Genomic DNA, 24,736 nt, shown 5'->3' with positions numbered 1-24,736 from the left:
TTTATTTGACGGGTATTTGACTGGACGGCTTGCCTTTTGAGCCACGCCATGGCGAACACCTGTGTTATCAAGGGGTTAGCTCAAATTGTGGGCGCCACTTTTGTTTGACGGGTATTTGACTGGGAAAAGCAGGGGACGCATGAGCCACATCCACCACGAGTGCGAACTGGAACGCTATATCGTCGAGCAGCTGGCAGCGGTCGGCTGGCAGGTGGGCAAGTCCGCCGACTATGACGTCGCGCGGGCGCTGTTCCCCGAGGATGTGCTCGGCTGGCTGGAGGACAGTCAGCCGCAGGCCATGGCCAAGTTGCGCGGTATGAATGGATCGGGCGCCGAGGCTGCGGTGCTGGATCGACTGGTCAAACAACTGGAAAACAAGACTGATGGCGGCACAGTGAATGTGCTGCGCTATGGCTTTTCCATGGCCGGTGGCGGCAACCTGGCAATGAGCCAGCCTATGCCCGAGGACGAGCGCAACGAAACGGTGATCCAGCGCTACGCCGCCAACCGCCTGCGCGTGGTGCCGCAGCTGCGCTATTCGCTCGATAAAGCCGATGAGATCGACCTGGCCTTCTTCATCAACGGCATTCCGGTGGCTACGGGGGAGCTGAAAACCGACTTCACCCAGTCGGTGCAGGCGGCCATGCAGCAGTACCGCATGGATCGCCGGCCGGAGCGCAAAAGCGGTGGCAGCGAGCCGCTGCTGACCTTCAGGCGTGGTGCCGTGGTGCACTTCGCCATGAGCGACAGCGACATCCGCATGACCACCAAGTTGGCTGGCGATTCGACCTTCTTCCTGCCGTTCAACCGCGGCAACGATGGCGCGGCCGGAAACCCGCCCGGCGAGAACGGTGGCTACCCGGTGAGCTACTTCTGGGAACGGGTGCTGCAGAAGGACAACTGGTTGCACATCTTCCACCGCTTCGTGCTGCAGGAGCGCAAGGAAGCCCAGGATGTGAACGGCAAGACCTATTTCAAGGAAGGTCTGATTTTCCCGCGCTTCCATCAGTGGGAGGGCGTGACCAAGATGATCAGCGCCGTGCGCGCCGAAGGGCCTGGACAGCCGTACCTGGTCCAGCACAGCGCCGGTTCCGGCAAGACCAATACCATCGCCTGGACGGCGCATTCGCTGATCCGCGTGCGCCGCCCGGATGGCGAGCCATACTTCCATAGCGTGATTGTTGTCACCGACCGCCAGGTGCTGGATCAGCAGCTGCAGGATGCCATCCAGCAGATTGAGCACCAGGCCGGGGTGGTGTGCGCCATCGACCGCCAGCAGTCGAGCCTGCCGAAGAGCCAGCAGCTGGCCAAGGCCATGCTGGACGGCGTGCCGATCATTGTCTGCACCCTGCAGACCTTCCCTTATGCGCAGAAGGCTATTCTTGGCGAGCAGAGCCTACGCGACCGCCGCTTCGCCATCATCATTGACGAGGCACACAGCTCCACTGGCGGCAGCACAGCGGACGACCTGCGCTATGTGCTGACCGGGCAGAGCGAAGAGGAGTGGGAAAAACTCTCCAAGGAAGAGCGCCTGTCCGTCTGGCAGTCGTCCCGCAGCCGGCCGGGCAATGCCAGCTACTTCGCCTTCACCGCCACGCCCAAGCATTCGACTCTGAGCCTGTTCGGCCGCCCGCGCATTCCTTCGCAGCCGGTGAGCGTGGAGAATCCCCCGGCACCGTTCCACCTCTACACTATGCAGCAGGCCATCGAGGAGGGCTTCATTCTCGATGTGCTGAAGAACTACACAAGCTACGACGTGGCCTTCAAAATCGGCAGCGAGTTGGTCGATGACACGCGCGTGGACGAGAAGAGCGCGCGCCGCAAATTGGCCAAATGGCTGTCGCTCAACCCGGTGAACGTCGGCCAGAAGGTCGAGCTGATCGTCGAGCATTTCCGCAAAAATGTGGCGCACCTGCTCGGTGGTCAGGCCAAGGCTATGGTGGTGACCAGCTCCCGCGCAGCGGCGGTGAAGTACCACCTGGCGCTGGAGGATTACTGCAAGCGCAAGGGCTACGACAACGTGCGGGCCATGGCGGCGTTCTCCGGCGAGGTGCCGAACAAGGACGTGGAGGAGCCCAGCCTGCCGGCGGATCACCAATTCAGCGAAACCAATCTGAACCCCGGCCTGAATGGTCGCGATATGCGCAAGGTGTTCGACACCCCGGAATACCGGGTGATGATCGTCGCCAACAAGTATCAGACCGGCTTCGACCAGCCCAAGCTGGTGGCCATGTATCTGGACAAAAAAATATCGGGCGTGGAGGCCGTACAGACCCTCTCGAGGCTGAACCGCACCTTCCCCGGCAAGGACAAAACCTTCGTCATCGATTTCGCCAACGAAGCCGAAGAGATCCTGGCGTCGTTCAAGACCTTCTACCGCGATGCCCAAGTGGCGGACATCCAGGACCCGAACATCGTCTACGACATCAAGCAGCGCCTGGATGGCATGTTCATCTACGAGCAGGCCGAGGTTGAAGCATTCGGCAACGCCATCGTCGACCTGAGCGTCACCCACCAGAAGCTGTACTCGCTGACCCAATCGGCTACCGACCGCTTCAACGGCAAGCTCAAGACGCTGAATGACGCCATCGACCAGTGGGAGAAAGCCTGGGAAAAGGCGCACGACGAGGGCAACGACAAGGACATGGAGTATGCCGACGTTCAGCGCTCGGAATACTGCAAGGCGCGTGATGAGCTGATGATCTTCAGCGAGAGCCTGACCAAGTTCGTGCGCACCTACGAGTACATCGCCCAATTGGTGGAGTTCGGCGACCCGAGCCTGGAAGCCTTCGCCAGCTTCGCCCGCCTACTGCGCAAGCGCCTCAAGGGCATCACTCCCGAACAGGTGGACCTGGGCGACCTCAAGCTCAGTCACTACAAGATCAAGAAGGGTGACAACCTCGGCGGCGTTGCTGTGCAGGCGGAAACGCCAGGCCTTTACGGCATCACCGACAACGGGCTACGCGAGGCCCAAGACCGTGAGAAGAAGTACCTCACGGAGCTGATCGAAAAGCTCAACAACGCTTTCGGCAAGGACATCACCGACACCGACCAGGTGGCCTCCGCCGTGCACGTTTCCGAGAAGCTGCGTGCGGATAGCGTGGTGATGGCCCAGGTGCAGAACAACACCATGGACCAGGCAATGAAGGCCGACCTGCCGATGAAGGCAATTCAAGCGATTGCTGGTGCTATGAGCAGCCACACCAGCATGGCTACCAAGCTGCTCAGCGACGAGTCGACGCGGGATGTGTTCCTGACCGTGGTGTATGAGTTGCTGAAGAAGGACAGCACTGGCGATTTGATCGGTCAGGCAAGAGGCCAGTGACAGGCGATTGTGTTCAACAGACTCTGACGACGGAATATATTCCAGAAGTCATGGCTGGAAATCCGCAGGCAATCCTATTGATCAAGGAGTGACCGATGAGCCCGAATTTTCTCCCCTCAGCCCGAATTGCCGAGGCAGTGGCGCTGGCAATCACCCTGCATGGCGAACAGACCCGCAAGGCTACGGCCATTCCTTACCTGTCCCACTTGCTTGGCGTTGCGGGCCTGGCGATGGAGCACGGTGGCGATGAAGAACAGACCATTGCCGCACTGCTGCATGACGCCATCGAGGACGCTGGTGCGCACGCCGAGGCGCTGATTCGGGAGCAGTTCGGCGAGCGGGTCGTCCGCATCGTCCTGGCTTGTACGGATGGCGTGCCAGATGAACAGGGCGAGAAGGGCGATTGGCAATCCCGCAAGCAGAACTACCTTGCACATCTGGCCGAGGCCCCCGTTGAGGTATTGCTGGTGTCCGGTTGCGACAAACTGCACAACGCCCGGGCGATTGTGAGTGATCTGTACACCCACGGCCCTGCGATGTTCTCCCGTTTCAAGGCGGGCCAGGCCGGCACCTTGTGGTACTACGAACAGCTGGCCAGGGTTTTCCAGGCTCACTTGCCCGGTTCGCTCGCCGACGAGTTGGCGCGAACTGTCGCCGACCTGAAGCGTTTGGCCACCTAGCCATGGGAAGGGCTGAGCCAGGCTCGAACCCTTTACTCAATCGATTGGATGAGTGGCGGCCGGGCTGCTGGTGCGCCGCCGTTATCCAGCTGTGCGCGGCGTTCGAGCTCGAGGGGGAGGGCGTTCGTTCGCGCTATCCAGCCCAGTGGGCCTATTTCCTGTGGGCGCCCACCGATGCTGCTATTCCTCAGGCGCTTCCGGATTGCTGGGGAATCAGCCTGGAACCACCATGGGAGGAGATTGCCGCCGATCTAGCTGGCGCTGCTGTCTTTGTCATGCCCGAGCGCGAAGTGGACTGGCCCACTCTCTTGGATATTCTGCGGGTATGTGGGGATCCCGCTCCGTGGCTGCTCCAGGTAATCAGGCAGGTGCAACGCACCAAGCGACGAATTCGACAGCGACGGTTTCTCGGGCTCTACGGCGAGGGTGATAACTACGCCTTCGAGAAATTCATGCGAAGCACCCTGGCGAAACCGAAGAAGCCTTGAACTATCGGGCCCAATTGCGATAGCCGCGAACCGAAACCGTCAGTGGTCGCGTACCGAAACCGAGACCGTTGATGGCAGTGCACCGAGACTGAGACTGAGACTATCGTGGCTGGGGGCGAGGCATCCGACAGAGGGCGCCCCATGACGCTCCAAGTAAACGTTGCTCGACACTTTCACCGGCTGGTGCAGGTCCCGCGCCACGAGATGTTCGGGGCGGCTTGCGCCAAGTCTGCACCGATCAATCTGTCGGACGATGCATCGATCATGTTCGCTGGCTAAGTCGGCGCTAGGCGTTGTGCACCAGCCGGTCGAGGATGGCGGCGGCCAGGGACGGATCGCCGATAAGCTCGTGCCAGTTCTTCACTAGCACACGCTTTCAAGACACTGGGAGAAGCCCACCACTAGGTCGGCGCGCTTGGCCAAATGCTCAGATCACACGGATGTATGGCCGTATTTTCCAGACAGACCACTCAGGTGCGCTGAATAGCTCAACTAACATTGAACACAGTTAGGAGTTTGATCGGCTACGCTCAAACCCCTCGCAATAGTTAGCTCATTGGCTACCGTTGGATACTTACAACAACGTCTTCTGAGGGGCAGGGATGAACGAGCTGCTACATGCATCGGGAGGGGTGATAGCGCGTTGGTTGGAGGCAAAGCTTCCAGCGCTAGGTCCAAAATGGTGGGTCGACAATGTCGTCAACCGCTTGACCTTTCAACAGCAACGGTTAATCGAGGAGAAACGGATTCAGTCTCTCACAGAGTTGGATCTGGCCGCCGTCCTTCGCGTGCTTGACCAAAACTGGAGCGAACTAGCCGGGGCAGAGCCACTCCCGAGAGAAGCGCGAAACTGGGTCAAGGAGTTGCAGAATGTTCGCAACCGATGGGCTCATGCCCCTGCAGGCGGCTTGAGCGCCGGCGACACCTATAGAGACGCGGATACTCTGGAGCGATTCCTCTACGTCATCAATGCTGGTGACGTGCTCCTGGGCCGAGTCGAAGAGTTCAAGCAGGCCACACTGGCCAGAATGGCGCCCTCAGCTCAAGCGCCGGCAGTCGCGCCCACATCGAAGCCAGCCTCGGTGAACCTGCCCGCAGACATTCTCTTGCCCACTTCTGCGCCGGCGCACAAGTTTTCAGTTGGGCAGCTCCTCTGCTTGCGCTCGAACCCAAGCACCGTGTTCCCAGTTCTAGAGGTGCTTCCCAGCGTAGAGGCAGAAACGCGCTACCGGGTCTTCGAGAGTGGTGCGAGGCAGGTCTACTACGAAAGCCAGCTTCAAGCACTGGATGAGCCGGCCGACAGCCACAGGGTCCTGACTGCGACCGAACTGTCAGCAATGCTCAGTGCAGTGCAACTATCCTCGCCGTCCGCTTCCTCGCTTTACTCACTGAACTCCGGGCGTGTTCGATTTGTCCCGTACCAGTATCGACCAGTGTTCAAGCTCATCCGTGCCGACCGACCTCGTTTACTTGTTGCAGACGAAGTTGGCGTGGGTAAGACCATTGAAGCAGGACTCATCCTCAAGGAGTTGCAGGCCCGTAGCGACATCAAGTCCGTCCTCATCATCTGCCCAAAGGCCTTGGTAGCCGAGCGCAAGTGGGAACTGGAAATGAAGCGCTTTGAAGAGCACTTTGTCCCGCTCAACGGTTCATTGCTTCGTCACTGCATCAAGGAAACACACCTCAGCGGCGAGTGGCCCCCTCAGTACGAGAAGGCCATCCTGCCAACTTCGCTGTTTGACAACGACCTGCTCTTTGGCAAGTCGGGCAAGGGCAAGTCACGAGACCTTGGCTTGCTGGAGTTGGACCCCCCACCAAAGTTCGACTTGGTCATCGTCGACGAGGCGCATCACATCCGCAACACGGACACGTTCCTGCATCAAGCTGTGCGCTACTTTGCCGATAATGCGGAAGCGGTGGTGTTCCTTTCGGCGACCCCGGTGCAGCTTGGTCGTGAGGACCTCTACACGCTACTCAACGTCCTACGACCTGACGTCATCATCGATCCGGCCAGCTTCAGCCAGATTGCCGAACCTAATCAATTTATCAACGCCGGCATTCAGGTTTGCCGCCGGGGAGATTCGGGCTGGGCAGCGGAGGTGTGTGAGCAACTTCGTGGCGTCGCCGGCACTACCTGGGGGCGCGAGGTGCTCGCTGTGAGTCCTGGGTTTCAGCACATCTATGACGGACTGGTCGAAGGGGCCGAGGACGGCGTGGCCCGCATTAAGACGATTCAGGCGTTGGAAGACCTCTACACCTTCAGTTCGCTCATCAATCGTACCAGGCGCCGCGACATCGGCGAGTTTACGACCCGAAAAGCTGAGACGGTTACCACTGAGTTCACCCCAAGCCAAAAGGCTCTTCACGACGATCTACTCTCCGTCATCGGCCGCATCCTCGCTCGTCTGCATGGCAACCAGAACGTCAAGTTCATGATGACCACGGTCAGCCGGCAGGCTGCAAGTAGCCTCTACGGCTTGGCCCCTGCACTGGAGGACATCCTCCAGGGCAAGCTGGCCCGCCTCGAAGCTGAGGACGATGGCGAAGACGTTGAAGAGCGCTCCTTCGACTTCGTGGAACAGATCCGCGGTGACATCGAGTCGCTTGTCGATCGGGCCAAGTACCTGGACCCGAAGGATCCAAAGGCAGAAGCCTTCATGCAGGTAGTCACTGACAAGCTCGCCATGCCCCGAAACAAGGTCCTGGTTTTCAGCACCTTCAGGCACACCCTTCGCTACCTTGCGGGCAAGCTGGAGGCGGTCGACATCCGCTTTGGATTGGTACACGGTGGCATTTCCGATGAGGATCGCGCGACGCTGCGCCGCCGCTTCGCCTTGCCCAAGGACGACGAGGACGCAGTTGATGTGCTCTTGTCCTCGGAGGTTGGCTGTGAAGGTCTGGACTTTCAGTTCTGCGATTGCCTCATCAACTTTGACCTGCCGTGGAATCCGATGCGGATCGAGCAGCGCATCGGCCGTATCGACCGCTACGGGCAGCAAAGCGAAGCAGTGGGGATCTTCAACCTGGTCACGCCTGGGACGATTGACGCAGAGATCTATGACCGTTGCCTGACTCGCATTGGTGTGTTCCAGCATGCCATTGGCGGCAATGAGGAAATCCTGGGCGACATCACGCGGGAGCTTCACAGCATCGCTGAAACCTTCAGCCTAAGCGAAGAGGAGCGGGCCAAGCGGCTTCAGCAGCTGTCGGACAACAAGATTCGACAAATTGAGGAGGAGCAGCGCCTCGAAGAACGCCAGGGTGAGCTATTTGGTCTCAACATTGCCGCGGCGAGTTGGGAACAACGGCTAGCGCAGTCCCGGAACCATTGGCTAGAACCTAACGCGCTCAGCCTTGCAGTGGCCTCCTATCTAAGTCGACGGCTTGGCAAGGAGCAGGACTTTCTGCTTGGCGAAAAGGCTCTAAAGACCTTGCGTCTTAGTCAGGAGGCTCGCGCCACGCTACTGGAGGACTTCCGAAAGCTGCCGCGTTCAACGGACCCGATGTATCGAGGATGGGACAAGTGGCTCAAGGGTACTGTGCCCACACTTCAGATCACGTTTGAGCAAGAGTGCGCTGTCGAGAACTCATCAGCTGTTCTTCTCTCCCTTGGGCACCCATTGCTCCGCCAAGCAGCGGCCTTCCTCGAAGAGGCCGAGGCGGTCATCGTCAAGGTCTCAGCGATGCACGCAACGTTGCCGGTCGGCATGCATCCCTTTGCGCTCTACCGCTGGTATCGGCAGGGCGTGAAGCGAGATGAGGACTTGGTGCCTGTGGTTGCTCAAGCATCCGTTGCAGAAGCACTGCTGGAGCTGCTGCAAGATGCAACAGACGCTCCTGATATTGAGGTGCCTTCGCAAAAAGTTTGGGATGACCTCGACAGCGTCCATCACCAGCTATGGCTGGCCAAGTCGACACAGCACTCCGAGGACAATCGGCAGCTTGTGGGCGTGCGGATTCAGAGCCTAACGGCGAGTTTTACGGCTCGTAAGACCTTACTGGAAGAGCAGATAGGGCGTGCCACAAACGACAAGATTCGTGTGATGAAGCAGGCTGAGCTGGAGCGCGCACAAGTCGATTTTGACATACGCATCGCCGCCTTACGGAGGGCGGCCGAAAGTGGCGACATCCGCGCCACTCCGGCTGTGTTCGGTGTTCTGGAAGTCCGGAGGCCGGTATGAGCGTCATTCATACGATTGCGACGCAACGTCAGAAGCTACTCGATGGCCTAGATGCCAACGAGGGTGACATCAACCTTCGCATCTTCGAGGACTTTTACCCCGACGAAGCCCACTTTATTTACGAGCTCCTACAAAATGCCGAGGATGCCGGGGCCTCGGAGGTTTTGTTTGAGCTGTCACCTGATTCCTGTGTGTTTGAACACAACGGAACTCGGCACTTCAACGAACGAGACATTCGCGGCATCACTGGCATTTTCAATAGCAGCAAGAAGGACAATCCTGACAAGATTGGCAAGTTTGGGGTCGGTTTTAAGTCGGTTTTTGTGTACACCGACACGCCTGTCGTCTACTCGAAGGATTACAGCTTCAAGATTTTGAAGCTGGTTCTCCCTCAGGAAGTTCCTTCCAGGCCGGATCTGGGGGAGCGGACACGTTTCGAGTTTCCGTTCAACAACCTCAAGAAGGACGCCAAGTCCGCATACGCCGAGGTCAGGGCAGGTCTGGAGCAACTCTCTGAGACGACTCTTCTGTTCCTCAATAACCTTCGCTACATCAAGTGGAAGGTCGGAGCTCAAGACGGCGCGGTGCTCCGGGAGGAGCACTCGGAAACGCATGTCGAGGTGATCAAGCTTGTCGATGGCAAGGAAGTTCTCAATTCGCACTGGCTGCGTTTCAGCGCTCCAGTGGAGGATCTGACTCGCTTCTCTGCACCTGCGGAAGGGGTTGAGCGCCAGAAGGTAGCAGTTGCATTCGAACTCGCATTGACCAGCGATACAAAGTCCTTTGATAGGAGCAAGCCACTTGCTGAGCAAGCTAAAGTCATCCCCGCGATCAAGGGCAAGGTATCGGTATTTTTCCCTGCTGAAAAAGAGACATCCGGACTGCGATTTCACTTGCACGGGCCATTTGTCCCCGAACTGAGTCGAGCCAGTATCAAAAACTCTCCGGAGAACCTTCCACTCTTCGATCAACTGGCGGTCGTTGCCGCGAAGGCCCTTCACAAGGTCAAGGAGCTTGGGCTCTTGACGGGCGAGTTCCTCGGGGTGCTCCCAAACAACGATGACGCCCTTCCGGAGCGCTACCAGGTCATACGTAAGGCGGTCATTCAGGAGATGCGCAAGGCGCCATTGGTGCCAACATATGGGGGAAGCTTTGCTCCGGCGGCACGCTTATGTCAGGGGCGTGCGCCGCTGAAGGCGCTCCTGACAGCGGAGGATCTGGCGTTTTTGACCGGGCGTACTGACGAACCAGATTGGGCAATAAATGCTACGCAGAGGAACAGCAATCCGGACAGGTTTCTGACAAGCCTAGGCATACCGAACTGGGACGCGGAAGATCTCAAGAATTTTTTCGAGTCTAGGCTCCGAGAGGGTGACGGTTGGGACGAGTTGAGTGAGAGCGTACTCGACTGGCTCGAAGAAAAGTCGTTTGAATGGCTTCAAGCGCTGTATGCATTGCTCAAGAAGCACTGCGAAGACCAAGACAACTATGGCCATTTGCAAGACGTCTACTTCATCAAGCTCACGACCGGTAAGTGGAGCACTGGCCGGAAGTCCTGTTTCCAGACAGGACCGGTCAGCGAAACAACTCGGTTTCTCCGTGTGGACGACCGTATTTTTACGGCTGGTACCAAGAAGACACAACAGCAAGACGCAAGGCGTTTCTTGGAGCAGCTTGGCGTTCGCGAGCCTAATGAGCACGACGAGATGTGGCTGTTAAGTTCTCGGTATAAGGACAGTGCCTCACCTCCGAGCGATAAAGTTTACCTTGATGACCTCAAGAGGATGATTGCCTACTTGGAGAAATATCCGCTCCAAAAGGCCGTCTTTGCGGAGGCCCGCATCTTCAAGATCGCATCATTGTCCGCGCAGTGGGCGACGGCAAGTCAGGTCTATCTGGATACCCCATTCGTGCAATCAGGGCTCCAGCTGTTGTACGAGTTGACCGTCGACCAGAAGCAACAGCGCTGGCCGCTGGACCGGTGGTACCTGTCTTGTGGGATCCCCGCAGAAAGCATTTCACGCTTTGCCGCGCAAGTTGGCTGCCAGAAGGAGTTTGACAAGCTTTACACGATGGCCAGTTGTGTGAGGAACCCTTATTGGAGTTACCTCTCGCAAGCACCAGGCGCTCGCTTCGGCAACGGCATTGACCGTGACTTCGCCCTGACGCCGGAGGCCTTACTGTTACTGGACTCGGAGAGGCTAGACGCTGCACTCTTGGTGTGGCAGGCATTGTGTCGGAGCGAGAGTGTGCGGCCGTCCATTCTCAAGGCGTGCTATCAGGTCACTGAGAGAGGTGGCCCCCGCTATTCAGACTCGCAGCTTGTATTCATGCTCAAGGTTTTTGCATGGATCCCTCAGACCGACGGTTCATTCGTCACACCAAGTGCCGCAACGGCTGCTCGTTTGCCCAAAGGCTTTGCAGTCGATGCCGGATTCAGATGGCTGGACGCCATTGGGTTCGGGGCCGATGACAGGAGGCGAGCTGCTGACAATGCCAGTCGCTCTACGCACCGAGCTGAGCTCGGGTTCAAGTCCGAGGAGGAACTGCAGCGAGCGCAAGCCTTCGCCAAGCTTCCGACCGAAGAGCAAAAGCGCATTCTGGACTTGGTGGCAAAGGGTAGTCCGGAGCCAGTTGAACTGCCAGAGCGCTCAGTTCGTAATTCTGAATTTCGCCAGAAGCGTGTCGGGGATGAAGCCAGAAAGACTCCAGAGAAAACTTCTGTGCAGCGGCAGCGCTCGGTGCAGTTGGCGGCTCCGGCGGCCAAGGCCGCGGCGAAGGCCTATCTCGCAGACCAGTACACCAACTCTAATGGGCAGATGATTTGCCAAGCCTGCAAGGGTGAGCTGCCCTTCAAGTTGCCCACGGGGGAGTACTACTTCGAGGCGGTAGAACTAGTGGCCGACTCACCCAAGCGCTACCGTGAGGCCTACGTTGCACTTTGCCCAAATCACGCAGCCGCGTACCAATACGCAAACGCACAGCGAAACTCAATGGGTGACATCGTAGGTGCGGCTGTATGCAATGAGATCAAGATAGCCTTGGGCGGTGACGTGACGACTCTTTATTTCACGCAGATGCATCTGGTCGATGCCAAGGCATGTCTGGACGCGGAAGAGCGCGAAGAGTAGCCGCGCTCGGCCACGCCCATGGTAATTGAGCCCACTGATCAACATGCGTCACCCAAGTTCGTACGGTTGCAGGCTTGGCGCTGCGCCGCGGCCGGCGACTCTCAGCGCTCCTGACCGTTCCGCTGGGTAGCCTATATCGGACCGATTCTGCGGGCGGTTAGTGGGGTGTAGCAAACCGGGTGACCAACTATGGTCGAGAACCGGAACGCTCTTCAGCATCGAACCGAGACGGCAAGCAAATGACTGGGTCTGCGAGAGGCGCTCTAGGTTGAGCGGCGGTACAAGGGCTGTTTGTGGGGCTAGTCGTCGTGCTCGAAAGGGGTAACCAAAGGCATGCGATGGTTTCAGAATAAAAAAAGCCGGCCTACTACGTAGGCCGGCTTTTCCAAAGGGTTAGCTCCGATTCTGAAAGCGAGATTCCGTACTGTTTTCGTACGGCGCTATCAGGATTCCGCTAAGTCCTTGTTTCATATGGCGCATCCGGCGGGATTCGAACCCACGACCCCTGCCTTCGGAGGGCAGTACTCTATCCAGCTGAGCTACGGATGCGTATGGGGGCGCCATGATACCCATGTCGGGCCCCTGCGTCCATGCGGCAAACCCTTGTTCGCAATGTTGAACGATAGTGCGGCTTCTGGTCATCTTTGATCAGGATTTCGACAAACTGCACCGACTTTTTGTTGATTTTATCGAACGGCCTATTGCCCTTCACTTCCCCGCGCCCTAGGATTCGTTTGAGATTTCAAACGCCCCCTTGCCCCTCCATGAGCTGGGCCGTTCCAATCGACTCCGTCCCGGCCGATCACCATCGACCGAAGAACCACAACCTGCCCCGGCGCCCCTGTAGTGCCGGTGTGAAGGAGACCGAGATGCAATTGAAAGACGCCAAGCTGTTCCGCCAGCAAGCCTACATCGACGGCACCTGGCTGGACGCCGACAGTGGCCAGACCATCAAGGTCAACAACCCGGCCACTGGCGAAATCATCGGCACCGTGCCGAAGATGGGCACCGCCGAGACCCGCCGCGCCATCGAGGCTGCCGAGCGTGCTCTGCCGGCCTGGCGTGCGCTGACCGCCAAGGAACGCGCCAACAAGATGCGTCGCTGGTTCGAACTGCTGATGGAAAACCAGGACGATCTGGGCCGCCTGATGACCATCGAGCAGGGCAAGCCGCTGGCCGAAGCCAAGGGCGAGATCGCCTACGCTGCCTCCTTCATCGAGTGGTTCGCCGAAGAAGCCAAGCGCGTTTACGGTGACGTGATCCCCGGCCACCAGCCCGACAAGCGCCTGATCGTGATCAAGCAGCCGATCGGCGTGACCGCCGCCATCACCCCGTGGAACTTCCCCGCCGCGATGATCACCCGCAAGGCCGGCCCGGCCCTGGCCGCCGGCTGCACCATGGTGATCAAGCCCGCTTCCCAGACCCCGTACTCCGCCCTGGCCCTGGTCGAGCTGGCCGAGCGCGCCGGCATCCCGAAAGGCGTGCTCAGCGTGGTCACCGGCAGCGCCGGCGAAGTCGGCGGCGAGCTGACCAGCAACCCGGTCGTGCGCAAGCTGTCCTTCACCGGTTCGACCGAGATCGGTCGCCAGCTGATGGCCGAATGCGCCAAGGACATCAAGAAGGTGTCCCTGGAGCTGGGCGGCAACGCACCCTTCATCGTCTTCGATGACGCCGACCTGGACGCCGCCGTCGAAGGCGCGCTGATCTCCAAGTACCGCAACAACGGCCAGACCTGCGTCTGCGCCAACCGCCTGTACGTGCAGGACGGCATCTATGAGGCCTTCGCCGAGAAGCTGAAGGCCGCCGTGGCCAAACTAAACATCGGCAACGGCCTGGAAGACGGTATCACCACCGGCCCGCTGATCGACGAGAAGGCCGTGGCCAAGGTCCAGGAGCACATCGCCGACGCGGTTTCCAAGGGCGCCAAGCTGCTCGCCGGTGGCAAGCCGCACGCCCTGGGTGGCACCTTCTTCGAGCCGACCATCCTGGTCGACGTGCCGAAGAACGCCGCCGTGGCCAAGGAAGAGACCTTCGGTCCGCTGGCCCCGCTGTTCCGCTTCAAGGACGAGGCCGACGTGATCGCAATGGCCAACGACACCGAGTTCGGCCTGGCTTCCTATTTCTACGCCCGTGACCTGGGCCGCGTGTTCCGCGTGGCCGAGGCCCTGGAGTACGGCATGGTGGGCATCAACACCGGCCTGATCTCCAACGAAGTGGCGCCCTTCGGCGGCGTGAAGGCCTCGGGCCTGGGCCGCGAAGGTTCCAAATACGGTATCGAGGACTACCTGGAGATCAAGTATCTCTGCCTCGGCGGTATCTGATCCAAAGACGGGGCAAGGCGCGAAAGAGCGCGCGGCGCCCCAGTTCCACCCTTAACGCAAACGAGCCTCCGGCAAGCCCGCGCAGTCGATCATCGAATGCTGCGCTGGCCCCTACCGGGGGCATTCATCCTTGAAGCTGCGCCGCCCGATGAGCGGCCGTGAGGAACTTATGAGCAAAAACGAATCCCTGCTGAAACGCCGTGCCGCTGCCGTTGCCCGCGGTGTCAGCCAGATCCACCCGATCGTCGCCGAGCGCGCCGAGAACGCCACCGTGTGGGACGTCGACGGCCGCGAGTACATCGACTTCGCCGGCGGCATCGCCGTACTGAACACCGGCCACCTGCACCCGAAAGTGATCGAGGCCGTCCAGGAGCAGCTGACCAAGCTGACCCACACCTGCTTCCAGGTGCTGGCGTACGAGCCTTACATCGAACTCTGCGAAGAGATCGCCAAGCGCGTACCGGGTGACTTCGCCAAGAAGACCCTGCTGGTGACCTCCGGCTCCGAAGCCGTCGAGAACGCTGTGAAGATCGCCCGTGCCGCCACCGGCCGCGCCGGCGTGATCGCCTTCACCGGCGCCTACCACGGCCGCACCATGATGACCCTGTCCCTGACCGGCAAGGTGGTTCCGTACTCCGCCGGCATGGGCCTGATGCCCGGTGGCGTGTTCCGCGCCCTGGCTCCGTGCGAACTGCACGGCATCAGCGAAGACGAGTCCATCGCCAGCATCGAGCGCATCTTCAAGAACGATGCCCAGCCCCAGGACATCGCCGCCATCATCATCGAGCCGGTTCAGGGCGAAGGTGGCTTCTACGTCAACTCGAAGGCTTTCATGCAGCGTCTGCGCGCCCTGTGCGACCAGCACGGCATCCTGCTGATCGCCGACGAAGTACAGACCGGCGCTGGCCGTACTGGCACCTTCTTCGCCACCGAGCAACTGGGCGCGGTGCCTGACCTGACCACCTTCGCCAAGTCCGTTGGCGGCGGTTTCCCGATCTCCGGCGTGGTCGGCAAGGCCGAAGTCATGGACAGCATCGCTCCCGGCGGCCTGGGCGGCACCTATGCCGGCAGCCCGATCGCCTGCGCCGCGGCCCTGGCCGTGCTGAAGGTGTTCGACGAAGAGAAACTGCTGGAGCGCAGCCAGGCCGTAGGCGAGCGCCTGAAGGCCGGCCTGCGTGAAATCCAGGCCAAGCACAAGGTCATCGGCGACGTCCGTGGCCTGGGTTCGATGGTCGCCATCGAGCTGTTCGAAGGCGGTGACGAAAGCAAGCCGGCTGCCGAGCTGGTTGGCAAGATCGTTGCCAAGGCACGCGAGAAGGGCCTGATCCTGCTCTCCTGCGGTACCTACTACAACGTCATCCGCTTCCTGATGCCGGTCACCATTCCCGACGCACAACTGGACAAGGGCATCGCCATTGTCGCCGAGTGCTTCGACGAACTGGCCTGATCCGTCAGGAACTGAAAAAAGACCCGCTTCGGCGGGTCTTTTTTTGCCTGGAGGAAAGCAGCGAAAGCCGGGCCGTGCCGATATCTCCCCTCTCCCACCGAAGCTGGCCGCGGTGACCTAGGCCAGCGCCTCCGCCACGAAATCCAGCCGGTCCTGGCCGAAGAACATCTCGTTGCCGACGAAGAAGGTGGGGGCGCCAAACGCTCCGCGCTTCACCGCTTCCGCCGTGGCCGCCTTGAGGGCGTCCTTCACCTCCTGGTCGCTCGTCAGGGCGAGCGTCGCCTGTGGGTCGAAGCCGGCGGCATCCAGGGTGGCGGCCAGCACGGCCGGGTCGCCGAGGTTGCGCTTGTCCTGCCAGAACGCCTTGAACACGGCCGCCAGGTAGGTCTCGAAGCGTTCCGGTTGGCGCATCTGGATGCCGATGGCGCCACGCATCAGCAGCAAGGTGTTGATCGGGAAGTAGGGATTGAACTCGAGCGGGACGCCATAGCGCCGGGCGAATCGCTGGAAGTCGATCATGGTGTAGCGGCCCTTGGCGGGAATCTCGATGGGCGAGGCGTTGCCAGTGGCCTGGAACACGCCGCCCAGCAGCATGGGGCGGTACTGCAACTGTGCGCCAGCCTTGGCGCAGAGGGCGGGCAACTGGGTCCAGGCCAGGTAGGTGCTGGGGCTGCCGAAATCGAAGAAAAATTCGACGGTCTTGGTCATGTCTTTTGCTCTTCTCTGTCAACGAGGTTTTGCGGCGTCGCGCGGCCGGCCGGGGCACGATTACCAGCGTTCCATCCAGGGACGGAGGTCCAGCTCGAAGGTCCAGGCGTCGCGCGGCTGGCTGTGCAGGTACCAGTAATTCTCGGCGATGTGTTCGGGGGCGAGGATGCCGTCCTGGTCCTTCAGCGCATAGCGCTCCGGGAAGCTTTCGCGGATGAAGTCGGTGTCGATGGCGCCATCCACCACCACGTGGGCGACGTGGATGTTCCGCGGGCCCAGCTCGCGCGCCATGCTCTGCGCCAGGGCGCGGATGCCGTGCTTGGCCCCGGCGAAGGCGGCGAAGCCGGCGGCGCCACGCAGGCCGGCGGTGGCACCGGTGAAGAGAATGGTTCCGCGCTCGCGGGTGACCATGCGCCTGGCCACCGCCTGGCTGGTGAGAAAGCCGGAGAAGCAGGCCATCTCCCAGATCTTGAAGTACTTGCGCGCCGTCTCTTCGAGGATGCTGCAGGGCACGTTGGCGCCGATGTTGAAGACGAAGGCCTCGATGGGGCCGATATCCCGTTCGATGGTTTCCACCAACTCGGCCACATCGTCCTCCTTGCGCGCATCCGAGGCGAACCCATGGGCCTCGAAGCCCTCGGCACGGATGGAGTCCACCAGGGGTTGCAGCTTATCGGCGTGACGCCGGGTCACGCAGGCCACATAACCCTCGCGGGCGAATCGCCGGGCGATGGCGCCGCCCGTGGCGTCGCCGGCACCCACAACCAGCACGACTTTATTGTTCTTCGCTTCGCTTGCCATGTTGTTCACCCTTTACTAAACGGTCGTTAGTTGAACGGACGTTATGCTAAGCTCGCCAACGCGTCAAGCCAGTTCTCGCGGAGGTCGTCGTGCGTTACTCAGCCACTCACAAGGAAGAAACCCGGCAGAAGCTGCTGGAAAGCAGCGGCGCCATCGCCAAGCGCGGCGGCTTTTCCAGCACCGGGGTCGACGGTCTGATGAAGGCCATCGGCCTCACCGGCGGCGCTTTCTACAGCCACTTCCCGTCGAAGAACGACCTCTTCACCGCCATCGTCCAGCGCGAGCTGTCGCAGAGCCTGATCGGCCATGTCGCCCGAGGCGACGGCTTCAGCCGCGAAAAGCTGGAACGCTGCCTGGCGCGTTACCTCAGCATGGCCCACCTGCAGAACCCCGACACGGGCTGCGCCATCCCGGCGCTCGGCGCGGAAATCGCACGTGCCGATCTCTCGGTGCGCGAGGAAGCCGAACACTGGATGCTGCAACTGCATCGGGCCTGGGCAGAGATCCTGGACGACGCTGAACTGGCCTGGGCGCTGCTGTCGCAGTGCGTGGGCGCCCTGGTGGTGGCGCGCATGCTCGCCCGCGAAGAAACCCAAGCCGAGGTACTGGACGCCAGCCGGGGGTTTTTGTCGCAGGTACTGGACCAGCGCCTGTCAGAGAAGTGACTGCTCGGCGCAGACGCTGAGGATCTGCTCGCGTAGCCAGATGTTCGCCGGGTCCTGGTCGAAGGGCTGCGCCCAGAGCATGTCCACGGAGAAGCTCGGCAGGTTGGGCAAGGGGCTGGTGGCGGTGTGCGCATTGCCCAGCAGGTCGTACACCCGCGCCGGCAGCACCAGCAACAGCTCGCTGGCGGGAATCAGCTGCAGGGCCGCCAGGTAGTTGTTGGTGCGCGCGGCGATCTGCCGGGAGCGACCCTGTTGCTGCAGCCAGCCGTCGATCATGTTGCGTTCCGAATCCCAGGGCGTGGGGAACACCTGGCGCCGCGCGCAGAAGGCATCCAGGTCCTCCACCGCCGCACTGCCGGCGGCACGCACGCACAGCAGGTCGTCCTTGAGCAGCGCCAGGCTGACCAGCCCGGGATGGGCGCGGTGCTGGTGCGGGCCGAAGCCCAGCGCCAGGTCGAGGTCGCCGTGTAGCAGTGCCTCGGCAGGAATCTCCCGGCCCAGGCGCTGCACCTCCAGGCTGATCGGATAACCCGCCGCGCTCAGCCGGCGCAGCAGCGGCGGCAGGATCAGCAGCTCGAAATACTCCGGCGCGCAGAGGCGGAACGTACGTGGCGCGTTGCTGGGGTCGAAGCTGCTGGCCTCGCTGAAGCAGGCGTTCATCAGCTCCACCATGGTCCTGGCGTTGGGCCGCATGGCCAGCGCCTTGCGGGTGGGCTGCATGCCGCTGCGGGTGGCGATGAACAACTCGTCGGCGAAGCTGCCGCGCAGTTTCTTCAGGCTGTAGCTGACACTGGAGGCACTGAGGTTCAGCGCCTCCGCCACTTCGCCCAGGTGCTGGCGCTCGCAGATTTCGAGAAAGACCAAGAGGTCCTGGATATCGATCTTGCGCAGTCCGTTGGCGAGCAGCATGGCAGGGTTCCACTGGGCGGGAGCGCCATCAGAACCCGAGCCGGGCGGCATGGCAAGCACTCAGGCGGCGACCGCGCGCGCCGGGCTCAGGCGTGCCAGCCAGGCGATGCCGAGGATGATCAGCATGGCGCCGACCCAGGCCAGCGGCGCCGGCGCGCGGTGCAGCCAAAAGCTCTGCAGCAGCAGCGCGAACAGGCCGCTGAGGTAGCTGTAGGCGATCACAGTCGCCGGCGGCAGCCAGTGGATGGCCCGGTGCAGCAGCCAGAAGGTGGCCAGGGTGGCGGTCAGTGCCAGGTAGAGCAGCCAGCCGAAGTCGCGCGCGGCGATGCCCTGCAGGCCTTCCCAGCGTTGCCCCAGGGTGCAGGCGAGGACCAGCAGCAGGCCACCGGCCAGGAGGTTGCCGCAGGCGAGGGAAGCGGCGCCACGCGCTTCGCCGAGCCAGGGCTTGAGACGCTGGCTGAGTGGGCCGTAGAGCGCCATGGCCAGGCAGCCGATGCCGTAGAGGCCGTAGGCGTAGGCATCGAAGTTGGCGTTGTCGAGGCCGAGCAGGGCGAGGGCGCCGAGGGCGGCGACCAGCGTCGGCCACAGGCGTTGCAGCACCGGCTTGCCCAGCAGCAGGCGCTCGCCCCCCAGGGTCAGCAGCGGCACGCTCACGTAGAGCAGCGCAGTATCCAGTGCCTTGGTGTGCTTCAGCGCCTCGAACAGGCTGCCAAAGTAGAGGGCCAGCAGGCCGCCCAGCAAGGCATGGGCAATCAGCGCCCGACCGCCCAGGCGCTGGGGCCGGCGCAGCAGCAGGAAGGGCAGGAACAGGCTGCCCGAGAGCAGCAGGCGCACGGCGGTCAGCGGCAGCGCGTCCAGGCCTGGGTTGACCTCGGCGGCGGCGAAGAAGGACAGCGCCACCAGCAGGGCCCAGAACAACATCGAGGCGTGGGCCGTGAAGGTGGGCGAGAATGCCGGGGATCGGGTCTGGTGCATGGTGCAGCTCCTTCTGTATGCAGGCGGCCATTGCGCCAGCGCGGCGCAATCCCGGCAAATCAATAAACCCGGCGTGCATTCGGGAAATTGGATTACCCGGCTTCGGACTAGAGTTATCCACATCCCTGTTGCGAGGTTTCCCCATGGTCCCCGACCTTTCGCTGCGTCTCGCGCTGGCCAGCCTCTGCGGCCTGCTGGCGGCCACCCCGGCCCTGGGCGACTCCCTCGCCGCCGCCAGCCGCGCCACGTTGCTGGAAGACAGCCACTTCCTCCGCGACGCCGCGTCCGAGCGTATCCAGCAGCTGCGCTTCTCCTTCCGTGAGCCGCCCCTGGAGGAAGGCCAGACGCCCGCCTGGCTTCGCGCCTTTGGCAGCCACGGCTCGGTGGACGCCGATCACCGGGCGCCGCGCCGGGAACGGGATGTCGGCGGGCTGCTGCTGGGCAGTGAACGCAAACTGGGCAACTGGCTGGCGGGCGCGCTGGCGGGATACTCGGCGACTGCGGTGGAGGTGCAGGGCGCGGACGCGGATATCGACAGCCTGCACCTGGGCGCCTACGCCGGCACCAAGATCTACAACCAGATAGGTGTGAAGCTGGGCGCGGCCTGGAGCGGCCATGACGCCGACGGCCGTGCCGCCGATGCCGACAGCGGCCAGGTGTTCGGCGAGCTCAGCTATTCCCTGGATTTCCGCGACTTCAGCGTCGAGGGTTTCGGCGAGCTGGCCTACGTGCGGCTGGACAGCGATGCGGCCGGCGCCATCGGCAGCCAGCGCGACGAGATCGGCTACAGCACCTTCGGCCTGCGCGGCACCACGCGTATCGAGCTGGACTCGGGGCGGCGCCTGACCGCGCGCCTCAGCTCAGGTTGGCGTCATGCGTTCAGCGACAGCCGGCTGGAGGACGAGAGCGGTGCCGCCGTGCCGCTGACCGAGGACGCCATCCGCCTGGACATGGGCCTGGACTACCAGCTCACCGAGCAGGTCTACGCCGGGCTCTTCTACAACGGCGCCTATGCCGAGGATGCGCGGGACAATGGCCTGACGGCGCGGATGAGCTTGAGGTTCTGAAGGGGAAGACGAATGTAGGTTGGCGCAGAGCGGAGCGAAGCCCAACAGGCTGCGGCACGGATCGTTGGGCTTCGCTTAGCTCAGCCCAACCTACGGAATGGCGTTCCCACAGGAAGGCGAGGTGCCAGGGGCAGCCTCAGATCTCCTGCATATCGAAGTCGTTCTTGCCGACCCCGCAGTCCGGGCAGATCCAGTCGTCCGGCACATCGGCCCAACGGGTGCCGGCCGGTATGCCTTCGTCGGGCCAGCCCTTGGTTTCGTCGTAGATCAGGCCACAGACCACACAGATCCAGGTTTTCATGCCGCTACCTCTTGCTTGCAGCTTTGCTCGGGGAAGGCGCGCGCCCGGGGGCGCGCGTTGTCGCGATCATAGGGGCGGCCGTGCGCCGTCCGAGCCCTAACCAAGGGTGGGTTGGGTGCGTTGCGCGGTTTCCTGCTCCTTCGGATGCCAGCGGTTGGCGCGGGCGAAGGTGCCGAAGTCGTTGAAGCGCACGCCCATCTCGTGCATCACCCGGTGCGCCACCGGGGCGGTGAGCTGGCGGATGTAGAAGGGCTCCTTGACCACGAAATGGTGGATGGCGTGGGTGCTGCCGAAGTTGAAGCAGAAGGCCTGCAGCGGCCACAGCCACCAGGGGTTGAGCACCTGAGTCTGCTGGATCACGTTGCCCGGCTCGACGTCGCCGTAGTAGTGCATGTTGGAGCTGACGAAGTGCAGGCAGAAAGTGCGCAGCACGTTGGGACCCACCAGCACCACCACCGCGATATCGACGAACTCCATCGCCTCCAGAGTGCTGGCCGACCAGGCGATGGGGGCGCCCAGGGCTCCGCCCAGGAAGTCGATGGCGTGGAAGCCGAGAAAGACGTACCAGGTGCCCCAGTTCAGCAGCGCCAGGGGCGCATAGACCTTCAGGGTGCGCGCCAGGATGCTGCGCTTCTGCGCCCAGTTCTTGGCGCGGCCCATGCGGATCAGCGACGACATCACGTTGTCGCCCACCATCAGGAGGCGCGCCAGACCCCAGGGTTCGCCATTGGTGATGGCGCGCTCTTCCATATCGGCCTCCGAGCCCGACACCTTGTGGTGGTTGAGGTGCAGGTGGCGGCGGATCCAGGGGTTGATGGTGCTCGGCCGCGCCAGCCAGACCAGCGCCATCATCAGGTTGTGCGGCACCCGGCGCTTGCGGAAGTACATGCTGTGGATCAGGTCGTGCTCCAGCTCGTGGGTCAGCGAGGCGAAGAAGCCGTTGAGCAGCAGGCAGGCCCACCAGGCGATCTGCTCGTTCAGGTAAAGCAGGGCGGAGCCCACCATCCCGGCCAGGGCGAAGGCGAGGATGCCGGCGCCCAGGGCGTCCTGGTGGCGGAGCGGGGGGTAGCGCTGGCGCAGCGCGTTGCCATGGGCCATCACCACTTCACGAATATGCGCTGATCGTTGTTGGTCATTCAGGCTCTGGGGACTTGCGGGCGTACGGGACATGCTTCCATCCTCTTGTCGACGATGGTCCTACTTTGCCGCCCTGTGCGGTGGCCGCGCCCGACCGAGCACGCCAACCTGTTGACCGGAAACGCCAACCTGCATGAGCGAACCCACCACCCTCGCCAGCTGGACCCGTGCCCTGCGCAAGCAGCTGGATGCGCTCGGCCTCGACAGCGCCGACCTGTGCCGCCAGGCCCAGTTGGACCCGGCGCTGATGGACGACCCTAACGCGCGCTACCCGCTGTCCGCCACCACCCGCCTCTGGCAGCTGGCGGTGGAAGCCAGCGGCGACCCGGCCCTGGGCCTGAAGATCTCCACCTACGTCAGCCCCACCACCTTCCACGCCCTGGGCTATGCGCTGGTGGCCAGCGCCAGCCTGCGGGAAGTCTTCGAGCGCATCGTGCGTTACCACCAGGTGGTCAGCGATGCGCTGGAGCTGGAACTGAGCCGTCAGGGCGACCGCTACCAGTTCCGCCTGCGCGTGCCCAGCGACGGCCCAGAGCCCGCGCCCGAGGCGCTGGATGCCTTCGCCGCGATCTACGTGCGCACCTGCCGCAACCGCCTGGGGCGCGATTACGCGCCGCTCGCCGTGTACTTGCGCCGCCCGCCACCGGTTGATCCGCAGCCCTGGCACCAGGTGTTCCGTGCGCCGCTCAGCTTTGGCGCTGAGGAGAATCTCCTGGAATTCGCCGTCGAGGATTTCGAGCGGCCGCTGGAGGACGCCAACCCGGAGCTGGCCGAGCACAACGAGACGGTGCTCAAGCGCACCCTGGAACAGCTCCAGCAGCCCACCTGGGCGCGTCGGGTGCGCGCCTGCCTGGAAGCCCAGTTGCCCAATGGCGAGCCTTCCGCCGAGCGCATCGCCCAATCGCTGCACCTCAGTCTGCGCAGCCTGCAACGGCACCTGGCGGACGAAGGCTGCAGCTATGAGCAATTGCTCGGCGACACCCGCCAGGCATTGGCCCTGGTGCATATGCGCGACCCGCGCTGCTCCATCAGCGAAATCGCCTACTTGCTCGGCTTCGCCGACACCAGCAGCTTCAGCCGCGCCTTCAAGCGCTGGACCGGGCAGAGCCCGAGCCAGTATCGGGAAAGCCTTCCCCGGTAGGGTGCGCCGTGTGCGCACCGAGAGTCCTGTGTGGAATCCAGGTGCGCGCGGCGCACCCTACGGTTTGCCTCCGGCGGCGCGCTGCAGCAGTTCGAGATCGAGGATCTCGATTTCCCCGTAGGCCAGGCGCAGCGCGCCCTGGGCTTCGAGGTCCTTGAGGATCTGGTTGGTGGTCTGCCGCGATATCGCCAGCATCATCGCCAACTGCTCCTGGGCCAGCTGGATCACCCGCCGCCGGCCGGCCAGGCCACCATAGCCCTCGGTGATCATCAGGAGCCGCCGCGCCAGGCGCTGGGGCGCCGGCAGCAGGCTCATCTCCTCCAGGGCGATGAAGGCCAGGCGCAGCTTCTGGCTCATCAGCAGGGCGAAGTCGCGCCAGTGCTGCGGCTGCCTTTCCAGCAGCGCCAGCAGCGGTGCCTGGGGCAGGTTGAGCAGGGTCACCGGGCCTTCGGCGAAGGCGTCATGGGTGCGCGGCTGGCCGTCGAAGAGCGAGATCTCGCCGAACCAGTGGGGCGGCTCCACCAGCACCAGCAGCAGCTCCTTGCCGCTTTCGCTGATGCTGCCGACGCGCACCGCGCCTTCCAGCACCGCATAGAGCCCGCAGGGCGGGTCGCCGCGACGGAAAAGCCGTTGCCCGGGTGCCAGCCGGCGCAGCTGGGCCATGGCCAGAAGTTCGTCCCGCAGGGCGGCGGGCAGCTGGCTGAACCATTCGCCGGTGAGCAGGAGGTCGCGGTGGTGCTTCAATTCGATCATGGGCTTTGTCGGCTATCTGACAGAGGTGGGCCGGGGCATGGCGCCATTATCGCCACAATTCCCCCCTGACCTGAGGACCACGACCATGAGAACCCTCGTCGATCAACTTGGCCAGTACGCCGAGTACCATCGTGACCGACGCAACATCGCCACCCACTTCGTCGGCATCCCGCTGATCGTGGTCGCGGTCGCCGTGCTGCTGTCGCGTCCGGGCGTCGAGTCCTTCGGTCTCTGGCTGTCGCCGGCGGCCCTGGTATCGCTGGTTTCGGCGCTCTACTACTTCCGCCTCGACCTGCGCTTCGGCCTGGTGATGGCGGTGCTGCTCTGGCTCAGCCTCTGGGTGGGGGCTGTCCTGGCCGTGCAGGGCACCGCCACCTGGCTCGGCGTGGGCCTAAGCATGTTCCTGGTGGGCTGGGTGATCCAGTTCGTCGGCCACTACTACGAGGGCCGCAAGCCGGCCTTCGTCGATGACCTGACCGGGCTGATCATCGGGCCGCTCTTCGTGGTGGCCGAACTGGCGTTCATGCTGGGGCTGCGCAAGGAGGTGGAGCGCGCGGTGGAAGAGCGCGCGGGGCCGACGTGCATTCGGGAGAAGAAGGCGGCGGTTTGAAGTATCGAGCGGTGCTTGGCCTCCCTCACCCCAACCCTCTCCCAGAGGGAGAGGGGGCAGTCCGAGCGGGATTGGAAAGTTTGCGCTTGGTGTCAG

18 protein-coding genes, 1 tRNA gene and 1 pseudogene are annotated in these 24,736 nt (G+C 62.5%); 11 read left to right on the top strand and 9 right to left on the bottom strand.

The window, feature by feature from the left end; translation table 11 throughout:
* Window positions 1–139 precede the first annotated feature (139 nt).
* The 3 genes from E8F11_RS22025 to E8F11_RS22015 all read left to right on the top strand — a co-directional run bounded on the left by E8F11_RS22025 (window position 140) and on the right by E8F11_RS22015 (window position 4,493).
* Window positions 140–3,325, top strand: coding sequence for a type I restriction endonuclease (locus E8F11_RS22025; RefSeq protein WP_280290999.1), 3,186 nt, complete (start codon window positions 140–142; stop codon window positions 3,323–3,325).
* 95 nt (window positions 3,326–3,420) lie between these two features.
* A complete protein-coding gene (locus E8F11_RS22020) occupies window positions 3,421–4,005 on the top strand; it encodes an HD domain-containing protein (protein ID WP_280290998.1) in 585 nt (194 codons plus the stop codon).
* Window positions 4,006–4,007: 2 nt separating this feature from the next.
* Window positions 4,008–4,493 (top strand): hypothetical protein, encoded by a 486-nt coding sequence (locus tag E8F11_RS22015; RefSeq protein WP_280290997.1) that lies wholly within the window; start codon window positions 4,008–4,010, stop codon window positions 4,491–4,493.
* Window positions 4,494–4,782: 289 nt separating this feature from the next.
* On the opposite strand, the pseudogene E8F11_RS22010 reads toward E8F11_RS22015, so the two are convergent.
* Window positions 4,783–4,866: pseudogene (locus E8F11_RS22010) on the bottom strand (ATP-binding protein); the annotation flags it as partial.
* Window positions 4,867–5,095: 229 nt separating this feature from the next.
* On the opposite strand from E8F11_RS22010, the gene E8F11_RS22005 reads away from it, so the two are divergent.
* Both E8F11_RS22005 and E8F11_RS22000 read left to right on the top strand, forming a co-directional pair.
* Complete coding sequence (locus E8F11_RS22005; protein ID WP_280290996.1) at window positions 5,096–8,674, top strand: helicase-related protein; 3,579 nt, start codon at window positions 5,096–5,098, stop codon at window positions 8,672–8,674.
* On the top strand, window positions 8,671–11,805 hold the full coding sequence (locus tag E8F11_RS22000; RefSeq protein WP_280290995.1) for a hypothetical protein: 3,135 nt from the start codon (window positions 8,671–8,673) through the stop codon (window positions 11,803–11,805). Before E8F11_RS22005 ends, E8F11_RS22000 begins: the two co-directional genes overlap by 4 nt.
* A gap of 472 nt (window positions 11,806–12,277) precedes the next feature.
* On the opposite strand, the gene E8F11_RS21995 is transcribed toward E8F11_RS22000, so the two are convergent.
* A tRNA-Arg gene (locus E8F11_RS21995) sits at window positions 12,278–12,354 on the bottom strand.
* Between the two features lie 320 nt (window positions 12,355–12,674).
* Here E8F11_RS21995 and gabD point away from each other — a divergent pair.
* Both gabD and gabT read left to right on the top strand, forming a co-directional pair.
* Window positions 12,675–14,126, top strand: a complete 1,452-nt coding sequence (gene gabD / locus E8F11_RS21990; RefSeq protein ID WP_280290994.1) for an NADP-dependent succinate-semialdehyde dehydrogenase — start codon at window positions 12,675–12,677, stop codon at window positions 14,124–14,126.
* Between the two features lie 169 nt (window positions 14,127–14,295).
* Entirely contained in the window at window positions 14,296–15,573 is a 1,278-nt protein-coding gene (gene gabT / locus E8F11_RS21985; protein ID WP_280290993.1) for a 4-aminobutyrate--2-oxoglutarate transaminase, read from the top strand.
* A gap of 117 nt (window positions 15,574–15,690) precedes the next feature.
* On the opposite strand, the gene E8F11_RS21980 is transcribed toward gabT, so the two are convergent.
* The gene (locus tag E8F11_RS21980) at window positions 15,691–16,281 is read right to left on the bottom strand and encodes a 2-hydroxychromene-2-carboxylate isomerase (protein WP_280290992.1); all 591 of its coding nucleotides are present in this window, start codon (window positions 16,279–16,281) and stop codon (window positions 15,691–15,693) included.
* Window positions 16,282–16,341: 60 nt separating this feature from the next.
* The gene (locus E8F11_RS21975) at window positions 16,342–17,082 is read right to left on the bottom strand and encodes an SDR family oxidoreductase (RefSeq protein WP_280290991.1); all 741 of its coding nucleotides are present in this window, start codon (window positions 17,080–17,082) and stop codon (window positions 16,342–16,344) included.
* 89 nt (window positions 17,083–17,171) lie between these two features.
* Between E8F11_RS21975 and E8F11_RS21970 the strand changes: the two genes are divergently transcribed.
* The gene (locus tag E8F11_RS21970; RefSeq protein WP_280290990.1) at window positions 17,172–17,747 is read left to right on the top strand and encodes a TetR/AcrR family transcriptional regulator; all 576 of its coding nucleotides are present in this window, start codon (window positions 17,172–17,174) and stop codon (window positions 17,745–17,747) included.
* Here the strand turns inward: E8F11_RS21970 and E8F11_RS21965 are convergent.
* Together E8F11_RS21965 and E8F11_RS21960 are read right to left on the bottom strand one after the other, a co-directional pair.
* Window positions 17,736–18,656, bottom strand: coding sequence for a LysR family transcriptional regulator (locus E8F11_RS21965; protein WP_280290989.1), 921 nt, complete (start codon window positions 18,654–18,656; stop codon window positions 17,736–17,738). The genes E8F11_RS21970 and E8F11_RS21965 overlap by 12 nt on opposite strands.
* Window positions 18,657–18,716: 60 nt before the next feature.
* Window positions 18,717–19,631, bottom strand: a complete 915-nt coding sequence (locus E8F11_RS21960) for a DMT family transporter (RefSeq protein ID WP_280290988.1) — start codon at window positions 19,629–19,631, stop codon at window positions 18,717–18,719.
* A 143-nt stretch (window positions 19,632–19,774) separates the two neighbouring features.
* Here E8F11_RS21960 and E8F11_RS21955 point away from each other — a divergent pair, with 143 nt between their 5' ends.
* Entirely contained in the window at window positions 19,775–20,698 is a 924-nt protein-coding gene (locus E8F11_RS21955; RefSeq protein ID WP_280290987.1) for an autotransporter domain-containing protein, read from the top strand.
* A 136-nt stretch (window positions 20,699–20,834) separates the two neighbouring features.
* On the opposite strand, the gene E8F11_RS21950 is transcribed toward E8F11_RS21955, so the two are convergent.
* Together E8F11_RS21950 and E8F11_RS21945 are read right to left on the bottom strand one after the other, a co-directional pair.
* Window positions 20,835–20,999 (bottom strand): rubredoxin, encoded by a 165-nt coding sequence (locus E8F11_RS21950; RefSeq protein ID WP_280290986.1) that lies wholly within the window; start codon window positions 20,997–20,999, stop codon window positions 20,835–20,837.
* Between the two features lie 96 nt (window positions 21,000–21,095).
* Window positions 21,096–22,169, bottom strand: coding sequence for a fatty acid desaturase (locus E8F11_RS21945; RefSeq protein ID WP_280290985.1), 1,074 nt, complete (start codon window positions 22,167–22,169; stop codon window positions 21,096–21,098).
* Between the two features lie 100 nt (window positions 22,170–22,269).
* On the opposite strand from E8F11_RS21945, the gene E8F11_RS21940 reads away from it, so the two are divergent.
* Complete coding sequence (locus E8F11_RS21940; protein ID WP_280290984.1) at window positions 22,270–23,277, top strand: AraC family transcriptional regulator; 1,008 nt, start codon at window positions 22,270–22,272, stop codon at window positions 23,275–23,277.
* Between the two features lie 57 nt (window positions 23,278–23,334).
* Here the strand turns inward: E8F11_RS21940 and E8F11_RS21935 are convergent, their stop codons facing one another.
* Window positions 23,335–24,027 (bottom strand): Crp/Fnr family transcriptional regulator, encoded by a 693-nt coding sequence (locus E8F11_RS21935; RefSeq protein ID WP_280291027.1) that lies wholly within the window; start codon window positions 24,025–24,027, stop codon window positions 23,335–23,337.
* An 88-nt stretch (window positions 24,028–24,115) separates the two neighbouring features.
* On the opposite strand from E8F11_RS21935, the gene E8F11_RS21930 reads away from it, so the two are divergent.
* Window positions 24,116–24,640 (top strand): Mpo1-like protein, encoded by a 525-nt coding sequence (locus tag E8F11_RS21930; RefSeq protein ID WP_280290983.1) that lies wholly within the window; start codon window positions 24,116–24,118, stop codon window positions 24,638–24,640.
* Window positions 24,641–24,736: the final 96 nt, after the last annotated feature.

It is taken from the genome of Pseudomonas sp. BN417, assembly GCF_029871205.1.
In the GTDB taxonomy this organism is placed as follows: Bacteria; Pseudomonadota; Gammaproteobacteria; order Pseudomonadales; family Pseudomonadaceae; genus Metapseudomonas.
Note: the sequence above shows the minus strand (reverse complement) of the source record. Positions and strands in the feature narration are given on the sequence as shown.